This is a genomic window from Falsochrobactrum ovis (assembly GCF_003259955.1).
Lineage (GTDB): Bacteria > Pseudomonadota > Alphaproteobacteria > Rhizobiales > Rhizobiaceae > Brucella > Brucella ovis_A.
In genome coordinates, this window is sequence record NZ_QLMK01000001.1 from 375,185 (window position 1) to 389,982 (window position 14,798).

Genomic DNA, 14,798 nt, shown 5'->3' on the forward strand with positions numbered 1-14,798 from the left:
GACGCGGGCATTAGCCGCTGCCCGGTTTTCTTTAACAGAGCTTTGCTTTAAGCCTTGGGTAACTTTAGTACGGCGCGGCGCGCAGGCTCCAGACAGATCTCCTGATAAATAGGATGTTATCGCCTGTGCCGCGGTAATTTTAGCGCTTTGGCGCAAGGACAAGGATCAGGATGAAAAAAGGCGATCATCTCTTTCTCGTAGACGGCTCGGGTTATATTTTCCGCGCTTATCACGCCCTACCACCCTTGACCCGTAAGTCAGACGGATTGCCGGTCGGCGCTGTTGCGGGCTTCTGCAATATGCTTTGGAAACTGCTTAATGATGCCCGCAATACCGATGTGGGCGTTGCGCCCACGCATTTTGCAGTGATCTTTGATTATTCTTCAAAGACATTTCGCAATGAAATTTATCCAGAATATAAAGCCAACCGTTCTGCTCCGCCTGAAGATCTCATTCCGCAATTCGGCCTGATTAGGCAGGCAACCCGCGCGTTCAATCTTCCTTGTATCGAAAAACAAGGTTTTGAAGCCGATGACCTGATTGCTACCTATGCTCGCCTAGCAGAACAGGCTGGCGGCGATGTCACGATTGTTTCCTCTGACAAAGACTTAATGCAGTTGGTAACGCCGTTAGTGTCTATGTATGACGGTATGAAGGATCAGCAGATATCCGTACCTGAAGTCATCGAAAAATGGGGCGTCCCACCTGAAAAGATGATTGATCTGCAATCACTCACAGGCGATAGCACGGATAATATTCCGGGCATTCCAGGTATTGGACCGAAAACAGCGGCACAGCTACTGCAAGAATATGGCGATCTCGACACACTTCTGGCGCGTGCGCATGAAATTAAACAAAATAAACGCCGCGAAAATATTCTTGCTTATGCCGACCAGACAAAAATTTCGCGCGAGCTTGTGACACTTAAAACCGATGTCCCGCTGGATGTGCCGCTTGATGCGCTTGTGCTGGAGCCGCAAGATGGTCCACGGCTGATCGGTTTTCTAAAAGCCATGGAGTTTACGACACTTACGCGCCGTGTAGCTGAAGCGACCGACACAGATGCTTCGGTCGTTGAGCCATCGCATGTCGAAACCGAATGGGGTGCCGATGCCCATGGTCCGGATTTAGATGTACCCGAAACCGGCGAGACGGCTGCTGGCTCTTTGTCTACGCAGACTGATGGGTGGACGCCGTCGGCACTTGTCCAAAAGCGCACCCACGCCGCTTTGAACGAAAAATTGGATGCTAGTGGTTACACTTGCATCCGCGATATGGAAACACTCAATCAGTGGCTTGCGGTAGCTTTAGAAACCGGATTGATGGCCTTTGATACCGAGACCACCTCCCTCGACCCAATGCAGGCGGAACTTGTCGGCTTCTCTTTTGCGTCACAGCCGGGCAGGGCCGCTTATATTCCTTTACAGCATAAATCTGGAGCTAGCGATTTATTGGGCGGCGGAGCGGTTGAGGGACAAATACCCTTAGGCGAAGCCTTAGCTGCATTAAAACGCGTACTCGAAGACGCCTCAGTGCTGAAAATCGCACATAATATGAAATATGACTGGCTGATCATGCGCCGTCATGGAATTAACACCGTGTCTTTCGATGATACGATGCTTATTTCCTATGTTTTGGATGCCGGTGTAGGAACCCATGGAATGGATGCGCTAGCCGATCGCTGGCTGGGGCATAAATGCATTCCATACAAGGACATAGCCGGAACAGGCCGCAATGCGGTTACTTTCGATATGGTGGATATTGAACGCGCCACCGCCTATGCCGCTGAGGATGCAGACGTAACGCTGCGCCTGTGGAATGTCCTTAAGCCACGCCTAGCGGCTGAAGGGCTGACATCCGTTTATGAGCGGCTTGAACGGCCTCTGATTGATGTACTTGCCCGAATGGAAGAACGCGGTATTTCGGTCGACCGTCAGGTTCTATCGCGACTTTCCGGCGAGCTGGCACAAACCGCCGGAGCATATGAAGAAGAAATTTACCAACTCGCGGACGAAAAATTCAATATTGGTTCGCCTAAGCAATTGGGTGACATCCTGTTCGGCAAGCTCGGTCTGCCCGGAGCATCGAAAACCAAGACTGGGCAATGGTCCACTTCTGCGCAAGTCCTTGAAGATCTTGCTGCAGCGGGGCACCCGTTGCCACGCAAGATTGTTGACTGGCGCCAGCTTACCAAGCTGAAATCTACCTATACCGATGCGTTGCCGGGTTTTATCAATCCTCAAACACAGCGGGTTCACACTTGCTATGCCATGGCGTCAACCTCGACCGGTCGACTGTCATCCTCAGATCCCAATTTGCAGAATATTCCGGTACGTACGGCAGAGGGTCGTAAAATCAGAACGGCCTTTGTTGCAGAACCCGGTAAGAGATTGATTTCTGCCGATTACAGCCAGATTGAATTGCGCGTGCTGGCGCATGTGGCTGATATTCCACAGCTAAAACAAGCATTTGCCGATGGAATAGACATTCATGCGATGACCGCATCCGAGATGTTCGGTGTGCCAGTTGAGGGGATGCCATCGGAAGTACGCCGCCGCGCGAAAGCGATTAATTTCGGCATTATTTACGGCATTTCTGCCTTTGGTCTCGCCAATCAACTTTCCATACCGCGAGAAGAAGCGAGCCAATATATTAAAACCTATTTCGAACGGTTCCCCGGAATTCGGGATTATATGGAAGCAACCAAAAACTTCGTTCGCGAGCATGGTTATGTCGAAACTATTTTTGGCAGGCGCGCGCATTATCCCGACATCAAGGCATCAAACGCCCAGATCCGCGCCTTTAATGAACGTGCCGCCATTAATGCTCCAATACAGGGTTCGGCTGCGGATATTATCCGCCGCGCTATGATCCGGATGGAAGAAGCGCTTGCCAATCATAGGCTGGACGCGCAAATGTTGCTGCAGGTCCATGACGAACTTATTTTCGAAGTCCCTGAAAACCAAATTGACATGACCATCCCTGTTATCCGCGACATAATGGAAAATGCCGCCATGCCGGCAGTATCTCTTTCTGTGCCGTTAAAAGTGGATGCGCGCGCAGCGCATAACTGGGATGAGGCGCATTAATAAGACAGGCTGTTGACCTCGGCGGCTTGAAGCGATAGGAAAAGCTCAATTCTGTTGCTTCGGTAGTCGCCGGGGGGTCGCAAAGATTGCTTTCGACCATTGGGTATGCGGCTTGAGAAGCTTTTTTGAAAGTTATTCATGTCTCTGCCTGATACGATTGCTCCGGCTCTTTCCGGAGCCCTTACCGCTCGCGGTTACAATACACTCACTGCCGTTCAAAACGCGGTTCTAGCCCCTGAAACTCTTGACGTAGATTTGCTTGTTTCCGCTCAGACCGGATCGGGTAAAACCGTTGCCTTTGGTCTATCAATGGCATCCACCATTTTGGGGGGAGAATTGCGCTTTGGTGAAGCGCAAACGCCGCTTGCGATGATCATCGCCCCCACACGCGAATTGGCGTTGCAGGTGCGTCGTGAGCTGGATTGGCTTTACGCCGATACGGGCGCTCGTATCGCCTCTTGCGTTGGCGGTATGGATATACGGACCGAACGTCGTGCATTGGAGCGCGGCGCGCATATCGTTGTCGGCACACCTGGCCGTCTGCGTGATCACATCACCCGCTCCGCGCTGGATATTTCCGCCATGCGGGTTGTCGTGCTCGATGAAGCCGATGAAATGCTGGATATGGGCTTTCGCGAAGATCTGGAATTCATTCTGGCCGAGGCACCGAAAGATCGCCGCACATTAATGTTCTCCGCGACCGTTCCAAAGCCGATCGCACAGCTTGCCAAGCGTTTTCAGAACAATGCGCTGCGGATTTCGGCCATTGGCGAAGCGAGCCAGCACGCGGATATTGACTATTTTGCAATGCCAGTTCCGCCGCAAGAGCGCGATCACGCCATTGTTAACACGCTTCTTTATTATGACGCGAAGAACACGATTATCTTTTGCTCGACGCGTGAAGCGGTCAAACATCTGGCAAGCCGTCTTTCAAATCGCGGATTTGCGGTTGTCGCCTTGTCTGGCGAGCTAAGTCAGGCAGAGCGTAACAATGCGCTTCAGTCCATGCGCGATGGCCGCGCTCGCGTGTGTGTGGCGACCGACGTTGCGGCGCGCGGTATTGATCTGCCAAATCTTGATCTGGTGATTCATGCTGATCTGCCGACCAATGCGGAAACCATGCTGCATCGCAGTGGACGCACCGGTCGCGCTGGGCGCAAGGGTACTTGTGTTCTGGTCGTCCCGTTCTCACGGCGCAGAACCGCCGAGCGTCTGCTTCATATGGCAAAACTTGACGCCCAGACTATACCCGCTCCGGGCATTGCAGCCGTACAGGCCAAGAATTATGAGCGCATTCTCAATGGCGAAGTCTTTACGCAAGAAGTTGAGGAAGAGCATCTCGGCTTACTTAAATCTTTGACAGAGCGTTATAGTCCTGAACAGATCGCCAGTGCATTTATCAATCGCGAGCTGGCAGCATTGCCCGCCGCTGAAGATGTGTCTGAAACGCCTGTGCATCCGATTGGCGGCAAAAGGCCACGAGATCGTTTCGAAAGAGGTGATCGGCCGGATCGTGGCGAACGCTTTGATCGTAATGCCCGTTTCGATGGCGTCTGGTTCTCGGTTTCTGCTGGGCGTAAACATCGCGCTGATCCGAAATGGTTGCTGCCAATCATTTGCAAAGCCGGTGACGTTTCCAAGCGCGATGTCGGTTCGATCAAAATTTTCGACAATGAAACACGCTTCGAAATCACCAGCTCTAAAGCAGATCAATTCCGCCAATCTGTTCAAGAACGCGGAACAGGTGAAAAAGGTCTGGTAATCCGTCCTGCGGTTGCCGGTGCTGGCGGGGACGCGGGTGCACGTGAAGGCCGGGGCGGTTTCAAAGGTCGTGGCGATAAATTCTCCGGCGATTTTCGAGACAGGCCAGCAGGCGGAAAAGGCGATTTCAGGAAGCCTAGAAATAAGTTCGATGGTGCTAAAAAACGCCGCGAAGACTAAGATTTAAGTGCCTCTACCGCGCTTTCCAAATGAACTAATCAAGGGATCTGTAATCGCAGATCCCTTTTGTTTTCAGAATAATCTATTGGCTGGTAGCGCTCAAAAGAAACACCGCCAGAAGCTAAATTGCTGATCTGGCGGCGTAATATTTAAGAAAGCAATGTTGAGAAAATCTGCTGATCAGACGTCCAGATTAGCCACGCTCAACGCATTTTCCTGAATGAATTCGCGTCGCGGCTCAACCTCATCACCCATCAGGCGACTAAAGAGCTGATCTGCATCAGTGGCGTCATTGACCTTGACTTGCAGAAGCGATCTCGCATTGGGATCAAGCGTGGTTTCCCAAAGCTGTTCAGCATTCATTTCGCCAAGCCCTTTATAGCGCTGCATTGTCAGGCCCTTGCGGCCAGTTGCGAAGATAGCTTCCAACATCTCCACCGGACCGGAAACCGGTTCCGACTTATCTTTGCGGTGCAGCAGCGGCGGTTCCTCGAAAGTTTCTTCCAATCGGGTCGCGACGCGATCAATCTGGCGAGCATCGGCTGAGCCCAGCAGTGCAGTGTCGAGAATAGCCACATCCTTGACTCCACGCACAACGCGTTCAAAGCGAAAACCGCCATCTTCCGTGAGATGTCCAGACCAACCGCGTTCGGTTTCTTCGGAGATCAGGTCGAGGCGTTTAGCAACCTTATTAGCATATTCCTGTGCAATGCTGTTGTCGGAAGAAACTTCTGGATGCAGCAGACCGGCGATTGCCGCTTGTTCGACGACAGAACGATCATAGCGTGTGTGCAAGCCGTTTAGAAGCTGACGTAACATACGCGCATCTTCAACAAGCGCGCGCAGATCCGGACCAGCCCGCATTTCGCCGCTTGCCAATTCTAGCGTTGCTTCCTCAAGACCAGTATCAATCAGAAAGTCCTCAAACGCGGCTTCATTCTTGATATATTGCGAAGATTTACCACGCGTAACCTTATAAAGCGGCGGCTGGGCAATGTAGATATGGCCGCGTTCAATCAATTCCGGCATTTGTCGGAAGAAGAAAGTCAGCAGCAATGTACGAATATGCGCACCATCGACGTCCGCGTCAGTCATGATAATGATTTTATGATAGCGCAGCTTATCCGGGTTAAATCCGTAGGCCTCATCCTTACCGATGGAAGTGCCAAGTGCGGTGATCAGAGTTCCGACCTGATCGGACGAGATCATGCGATCAAAGCGAACCCGTTCGACATTCAGAATTTTACCGCGCAAAGGCAGGATTGCCTGATTTTGTCGTGAGCGCCCACTTTTCGCTGATCCACCGGCTGAGTCACCCTCAACAATGAAAATTTCAGATTTAGCGGGGTCACGCTCCTGACAATCTGCAAGCTTGCCGGGCAGCGATGTAACACTAAGATTGCTCTTGCGGGTAATATCACGTGCTTTGCGCGCAGCCTCGCGGGCAGCAGCAGCCTGAATAACCTTTTCAACAATCGCCTTACCGCCAGCAGGGTGCTCTTCCAGCCATATGGAAAGCGCTTCATTGACAAGACTTTCGACAACAGCACGGACTTCCGAAGAAACGAGCTTGTCTTTGGTCTGCGAAGAAAATTTCGGATCAGGAACTTTAACAGAAAGAACGGCTGTCAACCCTTCACGGCAATCATCGCCGGTTAGCGAAACTTTTTCTTTCTTGGTCATGCCCGAAGCATCGGCATACCCGGTCACTTGACGGGTCAGCGCACCACGGAACCCCGCCAGATGCGTGCCGCCATCGCGCTGTGGAATGTTATTCGTGAAGCAAAGCACCTTTTCGTGATAGGAATCATTCCACCACATGGCGACTTCGACGGTCATGCCGTCTTTTTCGCTTCTAATATAGATAGGCTCTTCGAGCAGGGACTTTTTGCCCTGATCGATATATTTCACGAACTCTACCACGCCGCCATCATAATGCAGCACTTGCTCGCGCACATCTGCATGTCGATAATCGGCGAGCTTAATGCGGACACCGGAATTCAGGAAAGCGAGTTCGCGCAGTCGGCGTTCCAGCGTGTCATAGTCAAAATCGACCATGGTGAACGTTTCTGGCGACGGCAAAAAGCTTACTTCTGTACCGGTTTCTTCACCTGCATCCCCGACAACGGTCAGCGGACCATCAGCGACACCATGTCTGAAGGTTATTTCGTGAATTTTGCCAGCCCGCCGGATCTTCAATTTAAGCCACGAAGAAAGCGCGTTAACGACAGAGACGCCCACACCATGCAAGCCGCCAGAAACCTTATATGAATTCTGGTCAAACTTACCGCCTGCGTGCAGCTGCGTCATGATGACTTCCGCCGCTGAAACGCCTTCTTCTTTGTGAATGTCAGTGGGGATACCACGGCCATTATCAGTAACCGAGCAGGAACCATCTGCATTGAGCGAGATGGTTATGAGTGACGCATGTCCTGCTAACGCTTCGTCAATGGCATTGTCTACTACTTCGTAAACCATATGATGCAGGCCGGAGCCGTCATCCGTATCACCGATATACATGCCGGGACGCTTACGAACAGCATCTAGGCCTTTCAGGACACGAATGGAATCCGCGCCATATTCGGCCGGGGCTTCGGAATTCATCTGGGGCGTTTCGCTCATGAAAATCTTTCGAAAATGCGCCGCGATTGCAGCCTTAAAGAAAGTGTCGAATCACACGACAAACATAGCTTTAATATAGGGGCTAAAGTCTATTTTTCCAAATTTTGGCAGCGTTTTTGCCGGGGATTCCGGTCTTTTAACGCTCCTTTGGTCGTTGTCTAAGCAATGCAAGACTGGATGCGCTATAATTACCGGCTATATCAGCTGAGGAGGGCGAACAATTCGCTTTAAAGGAGCACAGATGCAAGCATCAGCGGTGACAACGGGTCTTTCAAGACCTTTTATTCCACCCGCGCCCGCGCCTCGCAGTAAGCCTGTGGGACGCTTTGAAATGATGCGGGTAATTTACCGCAATCCGTTGGAGCTTTGGGGGGAGCCTTCTTATAACGAGCCTTGGGTTAAGGTTAGCTGGTTTGGCATGAAAACGATCATTGCCAATGATCCGGGGCTTATTCGCCATGTTCTGGTGGATAATGCGGCAAGCTACCCAATGTCTGCCATTCGTCAGCGCGTTTTGCGGCCGCTGCTGCGGGACGGTCTACTGACTGCGGAGGGCCAAGTTTGGAAGCGCTCACGCAAGGCCATGGCTCCGGTTTTTACACCGCGTCATATCTCCGGTTTTGGACAGACAATGCTTGATTGCTCTGAGCGTTTCCGTGAACGCTATAAAACGTCTGGCCAGATCGTAGATATCGCCCACGATATGACGCTACTGACCTATGATATTCTCGCCGAAACTTTATTCTCTGGCGAGATTGCTGGCGACCGTGCCGATTTTGCGCGGCAGATCGATAGGCTTTTTGAAACAATGGGGCGGGTTGACCCATTTGATCTGCTTGGTTTGCCTGACTGGCTGCCGCGACTTACCCGGTTGCGAGGTCAGCAATCATTAGAGTTTTTCCGGAAACTCGTAGCAGACACCATGGAAATGCGCCGGGCACGCATAATGGATGGCGAAAATGTTCCTAATGATTTTCTCACACTGCTTTTACGCGCCGAAGGTCCGGGTGGTTTGAGCCGGTCAGAAATTGAAGACAATATTATTACTTTCATCGGCGCAGGCCATGAGACGACCGCCCGTGCACTGGGTTGGACACTTTATCTTCTGGCTAAAGCGCCGCAGGAACGAGAGCTAATCGAAGCGGAAATTGACAGTTTTTTCGCCGAAGGCGGACACGATCTGCCACCGCATGAATGGCTAGCAAAATTAAATTTCACACGCGCAGCTTTCGAAGAAGCCATGCGCCTTTATCCGCCAGCTCCATCGATAAATCGTGAAGCTGCTAAAGATGACACCTATGGCGATCTTAAAATTGAAAAAGGCACGGCTATGCTGGTTATGCCTTGGGTTATCCATCGTCACCGGCTTTATTGGGATCAGCCTGATGCCTTCGTCCCGCAGCGATTCCTGCCCGAGAATCGAGATCAAATTGATCGCTTCCAATATTTACCTTTTGGGGTTGGACCGCGCGTTTGCATCGGTGCAAGTTTCGCGCTTCAGGAAGCGGTTATAGCGCTGGCCACGCTTTTGCGAGGACAGCGCTTTGAAGTATTGGAAACAACCCGCCCATGGCCGGTTCAGAAACTCACCACCCAGCCACAAGGCGGACTGCCTATGAAGCTAATTAAGCGATAGCCAGCTTTTCCGCATGCCAGCGCAGATGATCATTCATAAAAGTCGAAATGAAGAAATAAGAATGGTCGTAACCTTCACGCATATTCAGCGTGAGTGAGATGCCAGCCTTTTTGCAGGCTTCTTCCAACAACCACGGGCGCAGACCTTCATCAAGAAAACTATCCGCGCTGCCCTGATCAATAAGGATTTCAGCGACCTTATGCCCGTCTTCAATTAGCAATGTGGCATCATATGCCCGCCATGCGCTTTCATCCTTGCCAAGATATTTCTCAAAAGCGGGCTTTGACCAGCCCGCAGTGCTCGGCTGCACAATGGGGGCAAATGCCGATACGGAGCGGAAGCGCTCTGGATTGCGAAGAGCAATGATCAGAGCTCCATGCCCACCCATGGAATGGCCAGTAATTGACTGGCGAGACATATCGAGCGGAAACTTGCTTGCTACCAGCTCGCTCAGCTCCTGTGTGATATAGCTGTACATCTGATAGTTTTTTGCAAATGGCTCCTGCGTGGCATCCACATAAAAGCCAGCGCCCTTACCAAATTGCCAATTATCCGGCTCATCAGGAATTTCATCACCACGTGGGCTTGTATCAGGGCAAATAACGGCAATTCCCAGTTCTGCGGCCATTTGCCGATATTCACCCTTGTCCATCACATTCTGATGAGTGCAGGTCAAACCGGAAAGATACCAAAGCACCGGTACCGGACCATCTTTGGCTTGTGGCGGCAGGAAAACCGAAAAAGTCATGTCGCATTTGCACGTTTCGCTCTTATGGCGATAAACGCCCTGCGTTCCCCCAAAGCTTTTTGCAGTTGAGATCGTTTCCATTCAGATGCTCCTAATTTCCAGGCACCACTGTCGTATTGCGGTGGTGACGAGACACTAATTTAGTTTACGCATGGCAAAGGCCACAACGCGTGACGGCGCAGCCAAGGATGTCAGAAAGTAGCTTCGGGCGAGTTCAGTCGCATGTCGATATGTGGAATGCCATCTTCCAAATATTCGTCAGAAATCGCTACAAAGCCCAGCGAACCATAAAATTTCTGCAAATGACTCTGACCACTCAGTTCAAGCGCGGTTGCTGGAAAGCGTGACTGCGCGAACACTATAGCTTCCTGCATCAGCCGTCGCCCAAGATCATTGCCCCGATAATCTGGGGCCACGACAACGCGCCCTATTTTGACCGGTTCGCCCGGCTGAGGTGGCAGCACGCGCAACGCTGCTGCGAGTTTATCACCGTCCAAAATGCGCAAATGAAATGCGCTGATATCTTTGCCGTCAATTTCAGGGTAGGGGCATTTCTGCTCCACCACGAAGATGTCAACGCGCAGCTTCAATAGGCTGTAGATCGCGCGAGGGCACATGTCATCAAGCACGTCCCATCGAGATATCAGCACTTTTTCTTGCATTAATAGACGATGACCGAACGGATCGACTTGCCTTCATTCATCAGATCAAAGGCAGTGTTGATTTCCTCCAGCGGCATTTTATGGGTGATCAGATCATCAATATTGATCTTACCTTCCATATACCAATCAACGATTTTCGGCACATCCGTGCGGCCACGCGCACCACCAAAGGCTGTTCCCTTCCACACACGGCCGGTAACAAGCTGGAACGGGCGGGTGGAAATTTCCTTGCCGGCTTCAGCAACACCAATAATGATGCTTTCGCCCCAACCGCGATGGCAGCATTCCAGCGCCTGACGCATCACGTCAGTATTGCCTGTGGCATCGAATGAGTAATCCGCACCGCCATCGGTGAGATCCTGAACCGCCTGCACAACCTTATCATTGCCGATTTCCAGCGGATTGATGAAGTCGGTCATGCCGAATTTCTTGGCCATTTCGACTTTAGCAGGATTGATGTCAACGCCGATGATCTTATCGGCACCAACCATGCGTGCGCCTTGAATAACATTAAGACCGATACCGCCCAGGCCAAATACCACGACATTAGAGCCGGGACGAACTTTTGCCGTGTAGATCACAGCGCCAATACCGGTCGTCACGCCGCAGCCAATATAGCAAATCTTGTCAAAAGGAGCGTCTTCGCGCACTTTTGCCAATGCTATTTCCGGCAAAACAGTGAAGTTGGAGAAGGTCGAGCAGCCCATATAATGGAACACTTCACCGCCATCGCAAGAAAAGCGCGACGTGTGGTCTGGCATCAATCCCTGACCCTGCGTGGCACGGATTGAAGTGCAAAGATTGGAGCGCTGGGACAGGCAGGTTTTACAATTACGGCATTCTGGCGTGTAAAGCGGAATCACGTGATCGCCCGGCTTGAGCGATGTAACGCCTGCGCCAACCTCACGCACAATACCGGCACCCTCATGACCGAGAATGGCCGGAAACTTACCTTCCGGATCCAGACCGGAAAGTGTGTACGCATCGGTATGGCAGACGCCGGTCGCCATAATTTCGACCAACACCTCGCCAGCCTTCGGGCCGCCAATGTCAATCGTTTCGATAGAAAGCGGCTTGTTCGCCTCCCAGGCAACGGCTGCGCGTGACTTCATGGCCATAATCCTTCTGGTTTTGTTTGAGTTAACGACCCTATTTCAAATAGGTGCGTAGAATCCGCATAATTTCATCGATTTGTGTATCAGTGGCTTCAACGTTTTGGCCGATCTCTTCCTGAGATTGACCGAAGGTCTCGCGAAAATGGCTTTCGAGCACCTCTGCCATAAGTCCATTGGTTGCACCGCGCAAAGCTGCGATCTGTTGCAGCAGCGCTGCACATTCCGTTCCGGCCTCGACAGCGCGTTCCAATGCCTCAGCCTGTCCTTTGATGCGTCGCAAACGCGTCAAAGCGCGTTTTTTATCCTCTGGCGAATGTGGCATGAATCCTCCTGATAATTTGGACCTTATATACTATGGGGGAGTATGTCAATGCGCTGACTAGCTGGACAAAATCCTGATACTGATGCAAATCCGGATTGATATTAATAGCGATGGAACACCCCTTGCCGATCCTTCCGGAACTTCCTGTAACAAAGGTCTTACCGCAAATTGATGAAGCGCTTGCGGTTAGTATGAGCGCAGTGCTTGTCGCTCCTCCGGGCGCTGGTAAAACCACGCTGGTTCCGCTGCATTTATTGCAAGCTGATTGGCGTAAAGACGCAATGATTGTGCTTTTGGAGCCACGCCGCTTGGCTGCGCGGGCTGCAGCGCGCCGTATGGCTGAATTGCTGGGCGAGGAGGTAGGCGAAACAGTCGGCTATCGAATGCGGCTTGAAAGCAAAACTTCGGCCAAAACAAAGATCCTTGTTGTGACGGAAGGGGTTTTCGCCCGCATGATCCTTGATGATCCGTCGCTTGATGGGGTCGCAGCTGTTCTTTTCGACGAATTTCACGAGCGTAGTCTTGATGCGGATTTCGGGCTGGCACTGGCGCTGGATGTACAATCTGCTTTGCGAGACGATCTGCGAATTATTGTGATGTCGGCTACTTTAGATGGTGCGCGCGTTGCTTCCCTGTTGGGAGATGCGCCAATCATCGAAAGTGAGGGCCGGGCTTATCCGGTCGAGCTTCGCTATAAGGAAAGAAAGCCCGATGAGCGGGTGGAAGATGCGGTAGCCCGCACTGTTCGGGAAGTATTGGCGAGTGAAACTGGCAGTGTACTGGCCTTTCTGCCCGGTCAGGGAGAGATCGAACGTACCTTACGTCAGCTTGAGACGCGCACGCCCCCCGATGTTATTCTTGCACCGCTCTACGGAACCATGGATGGCAGAGATCAGGACCGAGCCATCAAGCCTGCGCCACAAGGATATCGTAAGGTGGTTCTCGCAACCTCAATTGCCGAAACTTCTATCACCATTGATGGCGTGCGTGTAGTTATTGATAGCGGTCTTGCCCGCCTGCCTAAATTCGAACCATCTACTGGCCTTACCCGATTGGAAACAGTCCGTGCCTCGCGAGCGGCGGCTGATCAACGCGCGGGCCGGGCCGGGAGAACAGAGCCTGGCATTGCAATTCGGCTGTGGCATCAGGGGCAGACGACCTCATTGCCAGCTTTTTCACCGCCCGAAATTCTTGAAGCGGACCTCACGGGTCTGGTGCTGGATGCGGCCGCTTGGGGGGTGACTGATGCGGCGACATTGTCATTTCTCGACCGGCCCCCAGCCCCGGCATTAAAAGAGGCTAGATCTCTTTTGCAGCAGCTGGGCGCACTAGACGCAACTGGCCGTTTAACACCTGTCGGCGATGCGATGCGATCGCTGGCATTGCCTGCGCGTCTTGCACATATGGTGGTGGAGGCAGGCAAGCGGGGCGAGGCGCAGCGGGCGGCAGAGCTAGCTGTTTTGCTTACCGAGCGCGGACTTGGCGGCAGTGATATCGATCTTGATATGCGCATTTCGCGTTTCCGCAATGATCGTTCTGATCGCGCCCGACGAGCAAAAAACCTTGCAAGAGGGATCGCGGCCCGTGTGAAATCAGTTGTGAAATCAGCTGCGAAATCAGCACAATTATCGCCCGCCCATTCATCAACTGGCCGTATGCTCATTGATGCCTTTCCAGATCGTGTCGCCAAGGCACGTGGCCAATCAGGTCAGTTTCTCTTGGCAAATGGCCGCGGCGGCGAAGTTGATTCGGCTGCAAATTTGAGCCGTGTTGCATGGATTGTCGTTGCGGACATGGTTGGTAAAGCAGGCCGTGCGCGCATTACTTCCGCTGCGGAAATATCGGAAGAAGCTATAAGAGACGCTCTCGCCACGCAATTTGAAAGCGGACGACAGATTATCTACGATCCTGAAAAAAATGCTTTGCGAGCACGAGAAGCATTACGCATCGGGGCAATTGCATTGTCCGAAAAATGGCTTGCGCCGCCCAGCGGTGCTGACGCTGATCTAGCTGTTATTCAGGCTATACGCTCCCATGGTCTTTCTATTCTCCCATGGAGTAAGGAAACACAAATTCTGCGCCGGCGGCTTGGCTGGCTTCATGGTGGGTTGGGCGATCCGTGGCCGTCCATGGACGATCAATCCCTCATCGACAGGCTCGAAGATTGGCTTTTAACATTTCTAACCGGCGAGGCGCAGATCACGCGAATTCCAGCTCATGCCCTAAAAAACGGCTTGATGAGCCTCGTTCCTTTTGATCTGCATCGCAGCGTGGATCAACTCGCACCAACTCATTTTAAAGTGCCTACCGGATCGAATATTCCGATCCGCTATGACGCAGATGAACCTGTGATTGCGGTGCGGGTGCAAGAACTTTTCGGCCTTAGCACCCATCCATCGATTGCCGACGGAAAAGTTCCATTATTGTTGGAATTGCTCTCGCCCGCCCATCGTCCGATACAGATTACCCGGGATTTGCCGGGCTTTTGGAAGGGGACATGGGCGAGTGTGCGCGCTGATATGCGCGGACGTTACCCAAAACATGTCTGGCCGGAAGATCCCGCCAATGCCCAACCCACACGGCGTGCAAAGCCAAGAGGAACTTGAACGATCCTGCGGCGGCTTGCCACAGTTTCACTTGCATCACCCAATCCCTTGTCTCAT

General features: G+C 52.2%; 9 protein-coding genes. 4 read left to right on the forward strand and 5 right to left on the reverse strand.

Annotated features, from left to right (window positions below):
* Nucleotides 1-170: 170 nt before the first annotated feature.
* The gene (gene polA, locus C7374_RS01740; protein ID WP_111573877.1) at nucleotides 171-3,089 is read left to right on the forward strand and encodes a DNA polymerase I; all 2,919 of its coding nucleotides are present in this window, start codon (nucleotides 171-173) and stop codon (nucleotides 3,087-3,089) included.
* A 138-nt stretch (nucleotides 3,090-3,227) separates the two neighbouring features.
* Nucleotides 3,228-5,030, forward strand: coding sequence for a DEAD/DEAH box helicase (locus C7374_RS01745; RefSeq protein WP_111573878.1), 1,803 nt, complete (start codon nucleotides 3,228-3,230; stop codon nucleotides 5,028-5,030).
* Between the two features lie 180 nt (nucleotides 5,031-5,210).
* Here the strand turns inward: C7374_RS01745 and gyrB are convergent, their stop codons facing one another.
* Complete coding sequence (gene gyrB / locus C7374_RS01750; RefSeq protein ID WP_111573879.1) at nucleotides 5,211-7,652, reverse strand: DNA topoisomerase (ATP-hydrolyzing) subunit B; 2,442 nt, start codon at nucleotides 7,650-7,652, stop codon at nucleotides 5,211-5,213.
* 241 nt (nucleotides 7,653-7,893) lie between these two features.
* Here gyrB and C7374_RS01755 point away from each other — a divergent pair, with 241 nt between their 5' ends.
* On the forward strand, nucleotides 7,894-9,288 hold the full coding sequence (locus tag C7374_RS01755; RefSeq protein WP_111573880.1) for a cytochrome P450: 1,395 nt from the start codon (nucleotides 7,894-7,896) through the stop codon (nucleotides 9,286-9,288).
* On the opposite strand, the gene fghA is transcribed toward C7374_RS01755, so the two are convergent.
* The 4 genes from fghA to C7374_RS01775 form a co-directional block, all read right to left on the reverse strand.
* Complete coding sequence (fghA, locus tag C7374_RS01760; protein WP_111573881.1) at nucleotides 9,278-10,117, reverse strand: S-formylglutathione hydrolase; 840 nt, start codon at nucleotides 10,115-10,117, stop codon at nucleotides 9,278-9,280. The two genes, C7374_RS01755 and fghA, sit on opposite strands and share 11 nt — an antisense overlap.
* Before the next feature lie 110 nt (nucleotides 10,118-10,227).
* The gene (locus C7374_RS01765) at nucleotides 10,228-10,698 is read right to left on the reverse strand and encodes a GNAT family N-acetyltransferase (RefSeq protein ID WP_111573882.1); all 471 of its coding nucleotides are present in this window, start codon (nucleotides 10,696-10,698) and stop codon (nucleotides 10,228-10,230) included.
* Nucleotides 10,698-11,810: an S-(hydroxymethyl)glutathione dehydrogenase/class III alcohol dehydrogenase gene (locus C7374_RS01770; protein WP_111573883.1), complete on the reverse strand. Its 1,113-nt coding sequence runs from the start codon at nucleotides 11,808-11,810 to the stop codon at nucleotides 10,698-10,700. Before C7374_RS01770 ends, C7374_RS01765 begins: the two co-directional genes overlap by 1 nt.
* A 37-nt stretch (nucleotides 11,811-11,847) precedes the next feature.
* Nucleotides 11,848-12,135 (reverse strand): metal/formaldehyde-sensitive transcriptional repressor, encoded by a 288-nt coding sequence (locus tag C7374_RS01775; RefSeq protein ID WP_111573884.1) that lies wholly within the window; start codon nucleotides 12,133-12,135, stop codon nucleotides 11,848-11,850.
* 122 nt (nucleotides 12,136-12,257) lie between these two features.
* On the opposite strand from C7374_RS01775, the gene hrpB reads away from it, so the two are divergent.
* Complete coding sequence (hrpB, locus tag C7374_RS01780; RefSeq protein ID WP_111573885.1) at nucleotides 12,258-14,741, forward strand: ATP-dependent helicase HrpB; 2,484 nt, start codon at nucleotides 12,258-12,260, stop codon at nucleotides 14,739-14,741.
* Nucleotides 14,742-14,798: the final 57 nt, after the last annotated feature.